Origin of the sequence: Flavobacterium sp. IMCC34518, from assembly GCF_027111095.2 — a bacterium.
GTDB classification, from domain to species: Bacteria; Bacteroidota; Bacteroidia; order Flavobacteriales; family Flavobacteriaceae; genus Flavobacterium; species Flavobacterium praedii.
In genome coordinates this window covers 1,183,397-1,199,254 of sequence record NZ_CP114284.2, presented here as the reverse complement: position 1 = coordinate 1,199,254, position 15,858 = coordinate 1,183,397, and the positions used below count along the sequence as shown (strand labels likewise).

14 protein-coding genes are annotated in these 15,858 nt (G+C 31.5%); 7 read left to right on the top strand and 7 right to left on the bottom strand.

Annotated features, from left to right (window positions below; all coding sequences use genetic code 11):
- The first annotated feature begins 58 nt into the window (after window positions 1-58).
- Window positions 59-910, top strand: a complete 852-nt coding sequence (locus tag OZP06_RS05300) for a thymidylate synthase (protein WP_281324321.1) — start codon at window positions 59-61, stop codon at window positions 908-910.
- 85 nt (window positions 911-995) lie between these two features.
- On the opposite strand, the gene OZP06_RS05295 is transcribed toward OZP06_RS05300, so the two are convergent.
- The 5 genes from OZP06_RS05295 to OZP06_RS05275 form a co-directional block, all read right to left on the bottom strand.
- On the bottom strand, window positions 996-1,925 hold the full coding sequence (locus tag OZP06_RS05295; protein WP_269223966.1) for a PfkB family carbohydrate kinase: 930 nt from the start codon (window positions 1,923-1,925) through the stop codon (window positions 996-998).
- Between the two features lies 1 nt (window position 1,926).
- Complete coding sequence (locus OZP06_RS05290) at window positions 1,927-3,102, bottom strand: fructofuranosidase/invertase (RefSeq protein ID WP_281324320.1); 1,176 nt, start codon at window positions 3,100-3,102, stop codon at window positions 1,927-1,929.
- Between the two features lie 4 nt (window positions 3,103-3,106).
- Complete coding sequence (locus OZP06_RS05285) at window positions 3,107-4,483, bottom strand: MFS transporter (protein WP_281324319.1); 1,377 nt, start codon at window positions 4,481-4,483, stop codon at window positions 3,107-3,109.
- Window positions 4,484-4,486: 3 nt separating this feature from the next.
- A complete protein-coding gene (locus OZP06_RS05280) occupies window positions 4,487-4,846 on the bottom strand; it encodes a glutaredoxin family protein (protein ID WP_269223962.1) in 360 nt (119 codons plus the stop codon).
- A gap of 108 nt (window positions 4,847-4,954) precedes the next feature.
- Window positions 4,955-7,582, bottom strand: a complete 2,628-nt coding sequence (locus OZP06_RS05275) for a TonB-dependent receptor (protein WP_269223961.1) — start codon at window positions 7,580-7,582, stop codon at window positions 4,955-4,957.
- Between the two features lie 157 nt (window positions 7,583-7,739).
- Between OZP06_RS05275 and OZP06_RS05270 the strand changes: the two genes are divergently transcribed.
- Window positions 7,740-8,768, top strand: coding sequence for a LacI family DNA-binding transcriptional regulator (locus tag OZP06_RS05270; RefSeq protein ID WP_281324318.1), 1,029 nt, complete (start codon window positions 7,740-7,742; stop codon window positions 8,766-8,768).
- A gap of 41 nt (window positions 8,769-8,809) precedes the next feature.
- On the opposite strand, the gene OZP06_RS05265 is transcribed toward OZP06_RS05270, so the two are convergent.
- Window positions 8,810-9,106, bottom strand: a complete 297-nt coding sequence (locus OZP06_RS05265) for an isoamylase early set domain-containing protein (protein WP_269223960.1) — start codon at window positions 9,104-9,106, stop codon at window positions 8,810-8,812.
- Window positions 9,107-9,338: 232 nt separating this feature from the next.
- Between OZP06_RS05265 and OZP06_RS05260 the strand changes: the two genes are divergently transcribed.
- The 4 genes from OZP06_RS05260 to OZP06_RS05245 all read left to right on the top strand — a co-directional run bounded on the left by OZP06_RS05260 (window position 9,339) and on the right by OZP06_RS05245 (window position 12,366).
- The gene (locus OZP06_RS05260) at window positions 9,339-9,671 is read left to right on the top strand and encodes a 2TM domain-containing protein (protein ID WP_269223959.1); all 333 of its coding nucleotides are present in this window, start codon (window positions 9,339-9,341) and stop codon (window positions 9,669-9,671) included.
- A gap of 10 nt (window positions 9,672-9,681) precedes the next feature.
- Window positions 9,682-10,164 (top strand): dihydrofolate reductase, encoded by a 483-nt coding sequence (locus tag OZP06_RS05255; RefSeq protein ID WP_269224555.1) that lies wholly within the window; start codon window positions 9,682-9,684, stop codon window positions 10,162-10,164.
- A gap of 715 nt (window positions 10,165-10,879) precedes the next feature.
- Window positions 10,880-11,611, top strand: coding sequence for a bifunctional demethylmenaquinone methyltransferase/2-methoxy-6-polyprenyl-1,4-benzoquinol methylase UbiE (gene ubiE, locus OZP06_RS05250; protein ID WP_281238713.1), 732 nt, complete (start codon window positions 10,880-10,882; stop codon window positions 11,609-11,611).
- Window positions 11,612-11,634: 23 nt separating this feature from the next.
- The gene (locus tag OZP06_RS05245; protein WP_269223958.1) at window positions 11,635-12,366 is read left to right on the top strand and encodes a porin family protein; all 732 of its coding nucleotides are present in this window, start codon (window positions 11,635-11,637) and stop codon (window positions 12,364-12,366) included.
- Window positions 12,367-12,378: 12 nt separating this feature from the next.
- Here OZP06_RS05245 and OZP06_RS05240 read toward each other — a convergent pair whose 3' ends face one another.
- Entirely contained in the window at window positions 12,379-13,113 is a 735-nt protein-coding gene (locus tag OZP06_RS05240) for an RNA methyltransferase (RefSeq protein ID WP_269223957.1), read from the bottom strand.
- Between the two features lie 44 nt (window positions 13,114-13,157).
- Between OZP06_RS05240 and OZP06_RS05235 the strand changes: the two genes are divergently transcribed.
- Entirely contained in the window at window positions 13,158-15,785 is a 2,628-nt protein-coding gene (locus OZP06_RS05235; RefSeq protein WP_348651440.1) for a BamA/TamA family outer membrane protein, read from the top strand.
- Window positions 15,786-15,858 lie beyond the last annotated feature (73 nt).

The window sequence follows — 15,858 nt, the reverse complement described above, 5'->3', positions numbered from 1 at the left end:
TTGTCGTTTAATACAAATTGATGAATAAACGATTCAATATTTTAACGAATAAACACAAATGAAACAATACCTAGACTTAGTACAACATGTTATGTCCAACGGTTGTCAAAAAGGAGACCGAACAGGAACTGGAACAAAAAGTGTATTTGGATATCAAATGCGATTTGATTTGAGTGAAGGTTTTCCAATGGTTACAACAAAAAAATTGCATCTTAAATCTATTATATATGAGTTGTTATGGTTCTTAAAGGGCGATACGAATATAAAATATCTTCAAGATAATGGTGTAAAAATATGGGATGCATGGGCAGATAGTAATGGTGATTTAGGACCTGTTTATGGACATCAATGGCGCAATTGGAATAGTGAGGAGATAGATCAAATTTCAGATCTTATTGCCGAATTAAAAACAAATCCAAACAGTCGAAGAATGCTTGTTTCGGCTTGGAATCCATCTGTATTACCAGATACTACCAAAACATTTGAAGAAAATGTAGCCAATACTAAAGCAGCTTTGCCTCCATGTCATGCTTTTTTTCAATTTTATGTTGCAGCACCTGATGAAACTAAAGGAGAAACAAAAGGAAAATTATCCTGCCAATTGTACCAACGAAGCGCAGATATTTTTTTAGGAGTTCCTTTTAATATTGCTTCTTATGCATTATTAACCATGATGATAGCGCAAGTTTGTGACCTAGACGTTGGTGAATTTATTCATACTTTTGGTGATGCACACATTTACAATAATCATTTTGAACAACTCGAATTGCAACTTTCTCGCGAGCCAAAACCATTACCCAAAATGATTTTAAATCCTAACATAAAAAACATATTCGATTTTGATTTCGATGATTTTACCTTAGAAGGGTATGAACCACATGCACTTATAAAAGGCAATGTGGCTGTTTAAATTTCAAATAATTTCAAAAGTTTGTTAATAGATTAATTTCTTTTGCAATTAAAATAGAATAAGTCCGCCATTAAGCGGACTTATTCTATTTTAATTCTTCTTTAAAATTGATATCATTTGGCAACTGCCCGATGTTCTGCAACTTTATACTGGCTAGTTTTTGTGCAATAGTAATTGTCTCTTCAAAATTTTTATGCAATAATTGTGCATATAAAAATCCCGTCCAAAAAGCATCTCCTGCACCCGTTGTATCTTTTATCTCTGGAATTACAATAGCTTTTTGACAGAACACTCCAAAAGTATTGTCTGAAAGTACAACACCATCTTTTCCTTTTGTTAAACAAATGGTAGAAGCACCTAATGCATGGAAATATTCAAAAATATACTCTTCTGTTTTTTCCTCGGCAAAAAGCCTGAAACAATCATCCAAACTTAATTTTACTAGGGGATCTGTAGACAAGTATTCTTTTAGAACAAACTTGGCTTCCTCTCGGTCTGGCCAAATTCTTTCTGAAAAATTGACATCAATACTGGTTTGCAAACCTAACGATTTTGCTTTTTTGGCACTTTCTAAAATAGTAGTACGAGCTGGATTTTTGCTTAAAGCAAAACAAGTGGTATGAAATATCTTTGCGCTTTCTAAAATTTTATCCGGAATTTGAAACTTTTCGATCTGACAATCGGCTTCTCTATAAGGAATAAAATCAGGTGTGCCAGTTGATTTTGATACAAAAATAATCGAAGTCGGCTCTGTTTCCGATATTCTGACTTGAGAAGTAATTACGTTGTTCGCTTTTAATTTTCGAATAATATATTCTCCTAAACCATCTTGCCCGCAAGTAGCTACCAAAATGGATTTCAATCCTAATCTCGCAGCATTTACAGCTACATTTGTAGGTGAACCACCCAAAAAACGATGGTAATCTTTTGTCTTGTTTATCGAAGTATTTACTTCATGCCCTATAAAGTCAATGAGTACTTCACCAACACTTATAATATCTATGGTCTTTTTCATTCTAAACGAAAAATTTAAAATTTGTATTAATACTTTGGTGTAAGATAATTGTAGCGGCTCCACTCCATGCGCAAAACGGAACACCATTTGGTAGTTTCGTTTCACTATTGAAGTTTTCATAAAAGCTATAATCATTAATTGCATTGGCTATATTTATGGCATTTAATAGCGTTAAGGCTTCCTTCTTTTTATCTTTCGAAAGTAATGCCAAGCCAAAGAATCCATTCACCATAGGCCAACTGCCCCCGTTATGAAACTCATTTGGATAATTCCTAAATTCATATTTGCAATTATTTTTCAGCAAGTTCCAATCTAAATCATGTTCTTCAATTGGGGGCCAAAAAGCAGGTATTAATTGTAAAGGCCTTTCACTTGAAAGTTTTAAGGCGTATTTTAGAATACTTTCTTGAAAATTTTGATCACCAATATTCAAATACAAAGCAAGGGAATTGGCAAAAGCATCAAATTGTTTTTTATAACCAGCAGGAGAAAAGGAACAAGGCATAAATTCTTGAATATTAGCTTCGTCATATGCTCTTTCATGGTATTTCTCTCCAACTGAGTTTGGAGTGAAATTAATTTCAATTTGCTCTTTTATTTTTTCAATTTTAGAAGTAATCAAACTGTCTTTTGCAAAATAGTTATAACTTTTAAGTGCCCAAATACGGAGTAATTGATCGTATAAAACATAACCATCTGTTATGTATTCGTCTGCCCAATTTCCTGAAAGCGGCACATACAATAAATGTTTATTATTAAATTCCCATGCCTCAAGTAGGTATAAACATTTTTGGATGCTGACTTGGTATTTTTTAACAAAAGCATCGTCTTTTTTATAAAAAGCAAATTGACAAATTCCGATGATAAACCAAGTTACAGCATCAACTCTACCAGCTAATCCGCCATAACTTACTTCTATTTTGTCTCCTTTTGTCATTACATTTGAAGGAACAGTTCCGTTATGATGTTGATTATTACCTAATGTTTCCAATGTCTTTTGAAAGGTTGCAATCAAATCATCGTCTCCCGAAGCCAAAGCTGCCAATCCGCAAATCACACCATCACGAGCCCAAACCCTTTTGTAATTGGAGATGTTTTGGGCGCTCGCCAAAAAACCATTGGATGAAGATACTTTTCTAAGTAAATCAATTGCTTTTAAATAATGTAAATCATTCATTATGCTATACTTTATTTTGATGTTTTACTTTAATGAACAGCGTTAATAAGGCACCAATGATTAAGAATAATCCCGCTAAACGGATAACATTGATTGGATTTTTGCCTAATAAATCATATACAAAAAACTGCATAGTGACTATTTGAAGTGCCATTGGAATCACAATAAACATATTGAAAATTCCCATATATACACCTCGTTTTTCTTTGGGAATTGAACCTGCCAATAATTGATACGGCATAGACATCATTGAAGCCCATGAAATTCCCAAACCAAATGAATATAAATAAATGGTACTAATTTGTATTGATGTTCCAAATGGGTTATAAATATGAAAAAGCACATCAGTATTGTTTAAATATGGAATAGCGAGCAATCCCAAACCTCCCAATGTTAAGGCTATAAAATGCACTCCTTTTGCTCCAATTTTATACGCTAACGGCACTAAGGCAAATGCGACCATAAAACAAATAATATTATAAGTTCCATTTAAATTTCCAGTCAAAAGCTGTGCTTTAGAAAACCCATCGGAAGCTGAGTCTGATGTATGAAAAATAGAAATGGATAATGTAGAAGTGATGTATTCCCAATAGCAAAACATAGCATACCAAGTAAAAAACATCATGGGTATAAGTTGACGCATTGTTTGGGGCATTGTTTTGAAAGCTTTTGTTATATCATTGAAGGTTCTAAATACAACATTCCCTTTTTCCTTTTCCCTTTTCATCACTTCTAATTCTTGTTCTGTTGGAGGGTATTCTTTGGTGGTCAAAACAGAAATTAAAACGGATCCTATAGCAGCAACTGCTCCAATAAAAAAAGCCCAATAGGTATAAACGGGGATTCCGTTACTCATTTTGTCAGTAAAGGCAAACAAGCCTAAAGCAACTAAAATGGCAGGAGTGAAATTGGCCAATGTAATTCCTAAACCCGTAAAAAAACTTTGCATTAAAAAACCCAAGGAATGTTGTTCACTCACTAATTTGTCTGCAACAAAAGCACGATAAGGTTCCATGGCAATATTATTAGAAGCATCAAGAATCCAAAGTAAACTTGCAGCCATCCACAAAGAAGAAGAGAAGGGCATGGCTATCAAAGCGATACTAGAAATCACGGCTCCAATTAGAAAAAAAGGTTTTCTGCGTCCAAATTTTGGAGACCATGTTCCATCGCTTATTGCTCCAATAATAGGTTGAATAATTAATCCTGTTATTGGGCCAGCAAGCCATAACATTGGTAAACTTGCTTCGTCAGCACCCAAGTATTTATAAATGGCGCTCATATTACTTTGTTGTAATCCGAAACTAAATTGAATTCCAAAAAATCCAAAATTCATGTGCCATATTTGCCAAAAATTAAGTTTAGGTCTTTTGAAAGTCATAACTTATTGTATTAGTTTTTTTAGAAAATCATCAAAGTTGAAGTTGTTTGAAAAAATTTCACCGTATTTATCAATAACTGGAATTCCAAGATTATTTGTACTGATATTTGCCCTTTTTAATTTAGTAAGCATTTCATTAAGTGCTTGTTTGTCGGTATCGATGTCACAAAAAATAAAATCAATATTTTTTTCGATTAAAATATTTTTTGCACTTATGCAGTAATGACAATCTGGACTGCCGTAAATTATAATAACTTTTTTTTGTTTTTCGATAATTTTTTCAGGTTTTGAAACAACTTGTGCATTCAAATTATATTGAAAAAGCGCGATAAAAAATAATATCAAATACGTGATTTTTTTCATTTTATAAAATTTAAAAATTTTTGTTAGTACTCATTTTTTAGAAACAATTCCCATGCTTTAGAGGCACAGGAATTGTTAACTAATTAACTAAACCAAATCATATTTATATTAAAATCTATAAGACAAAGCCACTGAAGTAGACCTTCCAGGCATTGGTCTTGCTCTTACGTAATTAACTGTATTTTCCGTAATAGCCCCTTCTTCAGTTTCTGTAATTGCTAAGGTGTCAAATAAGTTGTTTACGGAGAAATTTGCTGACAATCCCTTTGTAATTCCAATTTCTACAAATGCATTTGCAATTACAAAGCCATTCATTATTAGTTCATTAGAATCTTGTGTATACGCTTTGGTTTGGCCAATAAAACTCAATCCAATCGTGTTTTTATCGCCTAAAAAGCTATAAGTTGGCATTAAATTATACATCAATTTTGGTTGTCTTCTTGGTTCATTTCCATTGTTATTACCAGATGTAATTTCAGCTTTAGTATACGTTAAAGCTCCTCGCAAATTAAAATTATCGCTCACATTATAAGAGGATTCTAATTCTAAACCATACGATTTGTAATTGTTTTTTATGATACTATTTGAAGTGGCTTCATAACCGCCTTGCTCGTCAGTTTTAGAATGGAAAGCAGTTGCATAAACATACCCTTTAGTGAATTTTTGTTTATACCCTAATTCGGCTTGTGTCAAAAAGTCTAGTGAATTTATTTTATTGCCATCTGTGTAATCCAATCCAGAGAATAAAATACGATCTGCTTTTGCAGACGCACCTTTACTATATCTAGCAAAAAGAGATTGTTTTTCGGTTAATAAAAAATTGGCTCCAATAGTATAAGAAACATAATCATAGTCATAATGAACAGCAGTTTCATTTGCAGTGTTTATTGCTGAAACACTTGTTTCGGGAACAGAAATGGCACCGTCATTATTGATGTCAAAAATGGTCTGTGCACTACCCGCAAAAGATCCAGAAACCTTTCCTAAGTCATAACGTAACCCACCTTCGAACGAAAGTTTGTCAGTAGCATCAATAGTTACATTTACATAAGGAGCAGAAACGTTGTATTGTGTGTCATAATTTCTGGTACAACAATTACCCCAAGCAGGAACACCGTAAGCATACAGACCGTTTTCGGACAATAAATTACCAGTGGCATTTGTTACATTTATTAAACGTGGATTATTATCCGACACTTCCTGTAAATAAGAATTCCACAACCAAGACATAGAAATATTTTGTATCGATTTGAAGAAACCAGCAGTGATTCCCACTTTGTCAAATTTTTTCGTTATTTTTAAATCATTCATGAAGTTACTTAAATCATTTAATTTTGTGTCAAACATGTGTATTCTGGCCACTAATCCATTTGGATTGTCAAACGGAGTTCCGCTGTTTGCATAGGTTAGACTTGAACCTACTCCAAACGAATTGGCTATTGTAGATGCTGAACTAACTTCTGCAGGGAATGGAGAAATAAACCCGCCACTATTTGCAGAATAACGAATATTATCATCTAATTTCCAACCTTGTTCTAGATTAAAAGAAGCATTAGCTCCGATTGATTTCGATACAGGGTTCATTCCATCTGCAACATTTCCTCGTCTTAATTCTCCATCAGGGCCAAGTCCCACATTATGAGTCAAATATATAGATTGTAAAGCTCCTGTTGTAGCATCAAAACCATTTACATTTCCCCAATTTGGGTTTGAATTTGTTCCTGTAACTTGTACTGGCATGGGCATATAAGCAACCGCTTTGTCATTTAAAAATTTGGCATAAACAGTTATTTTTCCGTTTTCAAATTCTTTTGTGATATTAAATTTTACTTGGCCTCCATTATTTGATGTAAAACCTGTCTTTCTTACTCCTTCGCCTGCTCTGTAAAAACCACCTACATGAAAATATAAGCCATCTCCAATTTTTGCTCCATAATCTAAATCCGTTCTGAAAGTATCATAATCTAAACCAAAACTTGTTCTAACCGTACCTCCTTCGGTTTGCCCAGTTTTACTGATAAAATTTATGATTCCACCAGGAGAATTGGAAGATAAGGTTGAAGCTGATCCACCTCGAATAGCTTCGATTCTGGCAACATTTCCATCAAATCTTGTAAAAATGTCTGCTGTTGCAAAAGAGATATCGCCAAATAAAAGAACAGGAAGTCCATCTTCTTGAATTTGTAAATATTTTGATCCACCAGAAGAAATTGGCACCCCACGTACTGAAATATTTGAGTTTCCTTCTCCTCCAGATGATTCAGAACGAATTCCAGGGATTGATCTAAAAATTTCTGCAGTTGATCTTGGAGCCGATTGTTCAATTTGTTTTGTATTAAGTGATGTAATTGAAAGGCTGGATTTTATTTTAGTTTTTTGACCAACAACCCCTGTAACAATTATGTCATTTAATAGATTTGCATCTGGTGTTAATGAAATGTTTTGAATTGTATTTCCGTTTATGTTAACAGATGTTTGAGTTGTTTTATATCCTATGTAGGATGCAATTATAACTATATTTTCATTTTGAAGATTAGAAAATTCGTAACTTCCCTCATCATTGGTTGAAGTTCCCTTTGCTGTATTTTGAATGGTAATATTCGCTCCTGAAATTGGTTTGCCATTCGCATCAGAAACAACCCCTGTAAGAGTTGAATTTTGGGAAAAAGACAAGTTAAATAACAATAGTGCAAAAACCAATTGTCCCCTTTTTAATAAATAAATGATTTTTTTCATGGTTTAAAATTGTATGATTAATAAATTTAACGTTAATTTATTGTAAATGTACTTTTATCATGACTTTACAATGCAACAATTTTACCGCAAACGTTTGCGAAAGTTACGCAAACGTTTGCGATTTGAGATTGAGAAAAATAATTCTAATATTTGCTAAATGAAAGAGACGACTCTAAAAGAAATTGCTGAAACATTAGGTATATCAATTACCACTGTTTCAAAAGCATTAAAAAGCAAGCCGGATGTTAGTGAAAAAACCATAAAAAAAGTTCTTGCCTTAGCTGAAGAACTCAATTACATACCCAACAGTTTTGCGGTAAATCTTCGGACTAAGGAGTCAAAAACGATAGGATTAATTATTCCCGAAGTAGTTCATCATTTTTTTTCCAATGTTATTAACGGTATTATAGCCGAAGCTGAGAAAAATGGATATTTAGTTATTATACTTCAATCGAATGAGTCTTTAGAATTAGAAAAAAAACAGGTGGCGCTCTTACTAAACAAAAGAGTTGACGGGATTATAATGTCTCTTTCCAATGAGTCAAACAATGATTCTCACATCAAGGAAATACTTAGAAAAGAAATACCTTTTGTTCAGTTTGATAAAATTTCTAAATTAATTCCTAGTTCGAAGGTTATTATAAATGATCAGAAAGCGGCTATGGAAGCAGTTCAACATTTAATTGACAAAGGGTGCAAAAAAATAGCACATATTCGGGGACCAGAAAATCCTCAAAATGCTATTGATCGTTTTTTGGGTTATAAAAAAGCTTTAGAAAAAAACAACATTCCGTATGATTCAAAATGGGTCTATACTTGTCAAAATGTTACTTTTAAAGAAGGAGTTGATTTTGCCAAACAAATTCTCGAGGAACATACTGATGTAGATGGAATTTTTGCAATCACAGATTTGGTTGCAGTTGGTGTTTTGGCATATTTTAATGAAAAAGGAGTTCAGGTTCCCAATCAAATAGCCGTAATTGGTTTTAGCAATTGGTTTATGGCGCAAGTAATAACCCCCAAATTGAGTACAGTTGAACAACCTAGTTACGAAATGGGAGTTGCTGCCTTTACCTTATTACTCGAAGAAATGATTTCTAACAAAGATGGAGTTTCATTTTTACCGAGAACGATCGAGTTAGAAACAAGTGTTATCGAAAGAGACTCAAGTATGAAAAATAAATAATCACTTTTTCGGTTAGTATATAAAAAAACAGTGTTTTGGGATTAAACCACCAAAACACTGTTTTCTGCACCTGCAAAATCATTCCATTTGAAAGAATCAGCTTCGGGCTCGTTTACAAATGCTCCATCAACTACATACTTAAATTCATAAGAAGCATCTTTATCCAACTCGAAAGTTGCTTTAAAAGTACCATTTTTTAATTTGCTTAAAGCTCCTTCTTCAATACTCCAGTTATTAAAATCTCCAATAACCGATGCTTGATTTGCCGTTTTTGCCTCTACACTAAATGTAACTTTACAAACGGGCTTGGTTTTTATAAATTGTTTTTTGATTGACATAACTATTTCATTTTTAAAGTTATATCAAAGTAAATAAAAATATTCGAAGTTTTTTTAAACAAGTGAATTTTTAGTGTAAATGCAAAAAGCAATCCCTTTTTTTAATTATAAAATGAAATGAAACCTTCTAAATTTTGAATATTTATTTAGAAAACGTTTTCTTAATAAATATTCAATAATCACAATAGTGTCATTAAAAAAATAATTTTATCTTTATAAGCAAAAATTAACCATGGAAAAAGAGTTACACGAGCAATATGAATATGCAAGAAACCGATTAAAACAAAAGAAAAGGCTGTATTATCATTTTGTTTTATTTACTTTGACAAGTTTATTTCTGTTTACTGCAAATCGTTTTTTTGACATTGGTATTGATTCAAATTGGTGTATTTGGATAATTACTTTGTGGTTGTTTCTTTTTGTGTTGCATTTTATAAAAGTTTTTATCACAGATCGTTTTATGAATAAATATTGGGAGAGAGATCAGATAGATCGACTTGTTGCACTACAGCAAAAAAAGATAGCGCAATTGCAATCTAAAATTGAAGAGACTAATACTAAATAAATTCTGGAATATGATTATTATGATTGCTGCAGTAGCAGAAAACAATGCACTTGGAAAAAATAATGAGTTAGTTTGGCACCTTCCAAATGATTTTAAAAGATTTAAAGCCTTAACAACGGGACATCATATTATTATGGGAAGAAAAACATTTGAAAGTTTTCCTAAACCACTTCCTAATCGCACGCATATTGTAATAACTCGTCAAAAAGACTATAGCCCAGAGGGATGTATAGTAGTTGATAGTATTGAAAAAGCATTAGCTATTTGTCCAGAAAATGAAAATTCATTTATTATTGGTGGAGGTGAGATTTATACTTTAGGAATTTCCTTTGCGGATCAACTTGAGATCACGAAAGTGCATCATACTTTTGAAGCAGATGCTTTTTTTCCTGAGATCAATACTCTAGAATGGAAGGAAATTAAATCAGCGTTTAATCCAATAGATGATAAACATAAATTTGAATTTACATATCAGACATTCGTGAGGATTTAAATCACTTATTTTTTGTGTTTACATTTGAAAATTTATAAAAAAAAACATCCCTTCTAGAAGGGATGTTTTTGTTAAAACGATTAGAGGAATGACCTATTCTTGTACTAAAATTTGATAACATAATATACAAATCACAAATATCAAAACTACTCCAGAAAAGAAGACAATCGTATTTGATAATTTTTGAGAGTACAACTCAAAAAAGCCTTTAGTACCAAATACCACAAAGGTACTAAAGGCAAAGAAAATTAAAATTTCCAAAAACAAATTTAATCCTAAGAACGTATTTTGCGCTTTAAACAGGATACTACCATTTACAATAGTACCTTCAAAAAAAAATACAAGAACAAACGAGATAAATAGCGCAAAAAATATCCATTTGATTTGGGTCATTACTTCCCTACTAATCATTCATAAAATATCTAAATTTTAAAGTACAAACATCAGTATTAAAATCAGTACTCACAATACCCACTTTTGGTGATATTTCATTTTTTTTTCATTTTATATAAAATCAATATTTTCCAGTAAATACAAGGGGTTGAGCTAGATGATGCTGCTTTTTTATGAATTTTAGATTTTTTGACTTAGCTAAAAACAAATAAATCACCTCTTATATTGATAAATTTTGCGTTTTATCTAAAATTAATTTATCAATTTAAAAAACACATTTATTCTTCCTTAAGATTATGTTATATTTGTACAAATTATAAAAATGCCAAAGCAAATCACACCTTATAAAAATTCGACACTTACTAAAAAAGAGCAAGTAGCAACAATGTTTGACAATATATCCGGAAATTATGACAATCTAAACCGTGTTATATCATTTGGAATAGATGTTAAATGGAGAAAAAAAGTGTTACAATTGGTTGCGCAAAATAATCCAAAAACTATTCTTGATATTGCTACAGGGACTGGAGACCTTGCAATTTTGATGACAAAAACCAAAGCTGAAAAAATAATTGGTTTAGATATTTCTGCAGGAATGCTTGAAATTGGAGTAAAAAAAATTGCAGATAAAAATCTATCCAATAAAATTGAAATGGTTTTGGGTGATTCTGAAAGTATGCCTTTCGAAGATAATTTTTTTGATGCTATAACAGTCGCTTTTGGGGTTCGAAATTTTGAGCATTTAGAAACAGGCCTATTAGAAATCTTAAGAGTTTTAAAACCTGGTGGAATTTTTGTTATCCTAGAAACATCTGTTCCAGACAAAACGCCCTATAAGCAAGGATATAATTTTTACAGTAAAAATATTTTACCGATTATTGGAAAATTGTTTTCAAAAGATGATGTTGCTTATGGTTATTTGTCAGAATCAGCAGCTTCTTTTCCATATGGAGAAGCATTAAACAATATTTTGAGAAAAACTGGGTTTATTGATGTAGTAGCTTTGCCTCAAACTTTTGGAGTGGCCACAATTTACACTGCCTCTAAAAAATAATACCGAAAACCTTCAGCGTAGATATGAAAAAATTAATTGTCCTATTTCTATTAAGCATCGTCATAAAAGGAAGTGCACAAAACTCGGACGGAATTTTCAGTAAGAATCCAATTATAAACCTAGAAAATTACCAAATGAAAAGAGTCTATTTTGGTTTTTTTTTAGGATTTAACTCGTATGATTTTAAAATAGATTATAAAGTAATGGAAACCGATCCAAGGTATTCATCTGATATACAAACGGACAAATCGGGAGGTTTCAATGTAGGACTGGTAACCAATTTAAGATTGCACGAATATATAGACTTGCGTTTTGAACCCGGTCTTTACGTTGCTTTTAGAACGTTGCATTACCCACCTAGTATTGGCTTTAATAATTCAAGTGACGCAATTAGAGAAATAAATAGTACTTATATTAATTTTCCGTTATTATTGAAGTTTTCCGCTCTTCGTACTGGAAATGTTCGTCCTTATTTATTAGGAGGTGTGTCAGCTAATTTAAATTTATCAAGTAATGCCAAATCGTTGGACGACAATCTCGAAGAGCGTTTTAGAGTAAAATCTTGGACTACCAACTATGAAGTGGGTTTTGGAATTGATATTTTTTCAGAATATTTTATATTTTCTCCTTCTATTAGGGGACAATTTGGAATTTCGGATGAATTAATCAGAGATAAAGATCCTAATAGTCCTTGGACAGGCAATATTGATGCTATGAAATCTAGAGGGGTATTAATAAATTTTACATTTCATTAGTAAATCAATTTTTTATTTTAAATTTTGCCGTCTAAATTCACTTAAGATTATCGAAGTTGCGGTAGCTACGTTTAAACTTTCGGTCATTTGAATGTCTCCAAATCGCGGGATAGTAATTTTATTAGTTGTTAATTTTTCTATAATTTCAGAAATTCCATTCGCTTCATTTCCCATGACAATAATGCCTTCTTGAGGCAGCTCAGTTTTGTATATATTTTCTCCTTCCATAAAAGTTCCAAATATAGGTAAAGTTGACTTTGATAAAAATGCTTCTAAATCAACATAATTAACTTTTACTCTTGCAATTGATCCCATTGTAGCCTGAACCACTTTTTGATTATAAATATCTACAGTTTCTTTAGAACAAATGATTTGTTGTATGCCAAACCAGTCACACAATCTCAATATGGTTCCCAAATTCCCAGGATCTCTTATGTCATCAAGAGCTAAAATTAGCCCAGATTCATCAATTTTACTTTCTAAAGGAATTTTGAATACTGCCAAACAGGTATTAGGTGTAGATAAAGCACTGATTTTATGTAACTCATTTTCTGAAATAAAGCTTCTTTTGTGGGAAGGTATTTCATTGAAATCTTCTTTAGTAGTATAAAGATGTTCTAATTCAAAATTTGATTTAACTAATTCTTGAATTACTTTTATACCCTCAGCAAAAAACAAATGATTAATAAAACGATGTTTTTTTTGTTGTAAACTGGATATAAGCTTTATTTGGTTTTTACTAAGCATAAAAAAAATGTACTTTTGAATTAATTATTCTATAACACTTCCAGATGGATCACTATTTTTCTTTTTATCAATTAAATAATGGTATTGCTGAACAATTTATGCAATCTAGTATTTATAATAAGAAAAAGAATTGTGCAAAAATAGCGGTATTTATTCTAATTACTATTTTTTTCTATGGTTGTAATTCAGAAAAGAGAGTGCCTGCTAGAAAACAGCTTCTTGTAAAGAATGAAATTTTTGAGAATGGGAAGTTGCTAAAGGATCAAACTTTATATGATCAATTGTATCAGCAACCCAACAGTAAAGTGCCTTTGATAAATTATAGATTGTTTTTGAATATTTATAATTTGGCCAATCCAAACCCTGATTCAACTTTTAATTTAAAATATTATAATAATAAAAAGAAGTACGATAGGGAAGTAAAATGGCTCTCTGTAAAGCAAATTGAAGGACTACGTAAGTCGTTTTGGTATCTTGGAATACATAATTTTTTGAAAGAGACTGGTGAGGCGCCTGTTATTCTAGATACACTTAAATCAAAAAAATCATTAACAAGACTTAAAAGCTACTATTTTAATAATGGTTATTTTAATGTTGATGCAAATTATAAATTTGATTCTTTGGCTCCAAAGAGGGCACAATTAAAATATTATTTGACAACGGGTAATCCTTATTTTATCGATTCGTTGCGAACGTCCATTCAAACTCCTGTGTTAGATTCTCTTTATAAAACAACGAAATCATTGATAATCCCTGGAAAGCAATATAAAACTGAAGATTTTGAGAATGAAAAAAACAGAATTACCACTTTGTATAGAAATAATGGAGCCTATCGATTTCAGTCCAATTATATAAATTTTGACATTGATACCATTAACAAAAAGGATAAAGCTACTGTAATTTTAAATGTGGGAAATTATTCGTATCAGGAAAATGATTCTACAAAGACAGAACCTTTTAAAATTTACAAAATAAGTGATATTGAGATTTATACCGATTATAAATCGGAGAACCATAATTCGCCTATAAAAGACAGTGTGACTTTCAATAATATTCATTTATATGCTTATGAAAAAATTAAATACACACCTCATGCTATAACTGATGCAGTGTTCCTTTCCAAAGGAGGTGTTTTTAACGATGCAAGAACAGTTTTGACAACAAGATATTTGAATAATTTAAAAATATTTAATTATCCAACCATTCAATACGAAGTGGATAAAAAAGACACATTAGCGCAGTCTTTAATCGCTAAAATATATTTAACTCCACGAAAAAAATATAGTTTTGGTTTTGCTTTCGATCTAACCCATTCCAATATAGAAGATTTTGGTATTACAGGTAGTGTTACCGAGACGGTTAGAAATATTTTTAATGGAGCCGAAACTTTAGAAGTCTCAGCCAGAGGAAATATTGGTGCTTCCAAAGATATTGCTAATTCAAACAATAGTTTTTTTAATGTATCAGAATATGGAGTAGATGCAAAACTAAATTTTCCAAGAATTTTATTTCCGATAAAAACAGAAGGGCTAATACCCAAGAGCATGATACCATCAACGGTATTTAGTCTAGGTTTATCTAAACAGACCAATATTGGTTTAGATAAGGAGAATTTCACAGGTTCGTTTTCGTATAATTGGACACCTAAAAAAAACACAACCTCTCGATTTGATCTTTTCAACTTTCAGTTTGTTCGGAATTTGAATCCTGAAAATTATTTTAATGTATATGGAAGTTCATATGATGCATTAAATCGCATAGCTCAAACTTATAATACAAATCCAGACTATACTAGTGATAATAATTTGATAATCGAAAGTGGTACAACTGGTTTCACAAATGATGTTTTAACTTTAAAAACCAGCCTATTGCCAAATGATGCTGAATATCAAAATGTTCTTAATGTTGAGCAACAAAGAATAAGACTTACGGATAACGATTTTATTTTTGCCACAAATTTTAATTTTACTAAAACGACTAAAAAAGATTTGCAGGACAATTCGTTTTATACTTTTAGAACTAAAATAGAATCAGCAGGTACCATTTTATCTTTAATTTCAAAAGTAGGAAATTTACCAAAAAATATAAATAATAATTATGAGATTTTTAATTTGGAATATTCCGAATATATAAAAACAGAATTTGATTTTATAAAACACTGGAATGTAAATAAAGCAAATGTTTTTGCTATTCGAACCTTTTTTGGCATAGCCATACCCTATGGGAACTCAAATACAGTTCCTTTTTCAAAAAGTTATTATGCAGGGGGGGCTAATGATAATCGTGCCTGGCAGCCTTATAATTTGGGACCTGGAAGCAGTTCATTTTCTAATGATTTTAATGAAGCAAATATGAAAATTGCAATTAGTGGAGAATACCGTTTTTTAATTGCTGGAAAATGGAATGGAGCTCTTTTTGCAGATGCTGGAAATATTTGGAATGTATTAGACGCTGTTGTTTATGATCCGGCTCGTTTTGACGGATTGAAAGACTTAAAAGAAATGGCTTTAGGTACTGGATTTGGTATACGATATGATTTAGGTTTTTTTGCAGTTCGACTTGACATGGGGTTCAAAACATACAATCCAGCCTTGGAAAAAAGGGAAAGATGGTTTACTCAATATAATTTTGGAAATTCTGTTTTTAATTTTGGTATCAATTACCCTTTCTAAGTGCTAATTAATTCTTATTTTTGCAAATTATAATCTGAAAAATTAATAAAAAACAATTTAAAAAAAAAATTAC

Excerpts from the sequence above, each read along its gene's own strand:
- OZP06_RS05280 (WP_269223962.1), bottom strand. The coding sequence starts at position 4,846 with ATGAAAAAAATCACGTATTTGATATTATTTTTTATCGCGCTTTTTCAA.
- OZP06_RS05240 (WP_269223957.1), bottom strand. The coding sequence starts at position 13,113 with ATGCTTAGTAAAAACCAAATAAAGCTTATATCCAGTTTACAACAAAAA.
- OZP06_RS05270 (WP_281324318.1), top strand. The coding sequence starts at position 7,740 with ATGAAAGAGACGACTCTAAAAGAAATTGCTGAAACATTAGGTATATCA.
- OZP06_RS05255 (WP_269224555.1), top strand. The coding sequence starts at position 9,682 with ATGATTATTATGATTGCTGCAGTAGCAGAAAACAATGCACTTGGAAAA.
- OZP06_RS05235 (WP_348651440.1), top strand. The coding sequence starts at position 13,158 with ATGGATCACTATTTTTCTTTTTATCAATTAAATAATGGTATTGCTGAA.
- OZP06_RS05265 (WP_269223960.1), bottom strand. The coding sequence starts at position 9,106 with ATGTCAATCAAAAAACAATTTATAAAAACCAAGCCCGTTTGTAAAGTT.
- OZP06_RS05260 (WP_269223959.1), top strand. The coding sequence starts at position 9,339 with ATGGAAAAAGAGTTACACGAGCAATATGAATATGCAAGAAACCGATTA.
- OZP06_RS05300 (WP_281324321.1), top strand. The coding sequence starts at position 59 with ATGAAACAATACCTAGACTTAGTACAACATGTTATGTCCAACGGTTGT.
- OZP06_RS05285 (WP_281324319.1), bottom strand. The coding sequence starts at position 4,483 with ATGACTTTCAAAAGACCTAAACTTAATTTTTGGCAAATATGGCACATG.
- OZP06_RS05295 (WP_269223966.1), bottom strand. The coding sequence starts at position 1,925 with ATGAAAAAGACCATAGATATTATAAGTGTTGGTGAAGTACTCATTGAC.
- OZP06_RS05275 (WP_269223961.1), bottom strand. The coding sequence starts at position 7,582 with ATGAAAAAAATCATTTATTTATTAAAAAGGGGACAATTGGTTTTTGCA.
- ubiE (WP_281238713.1), top strand. The coding sequence starts at position 10,880 with ATGCCAAAGCAAATCACACCTTATAAAAATTCGACACTTACTAAAAAA.
- OZP06_RS05245 (WP_269223958.1), top strand. The coding sequence starts at position 11,635 with ATGAAAAAATTAATTGTCCTATTTCTATTAAGCATCGTCATAAAAGGA.
- OZP06_RS05290 (WP_281324320.1), bottom strand. The coding sequence starts at position 3,102 with ATGAATGATTTACATTATTTAAAAGCAATTGATTTACTTAGAAAAGTA.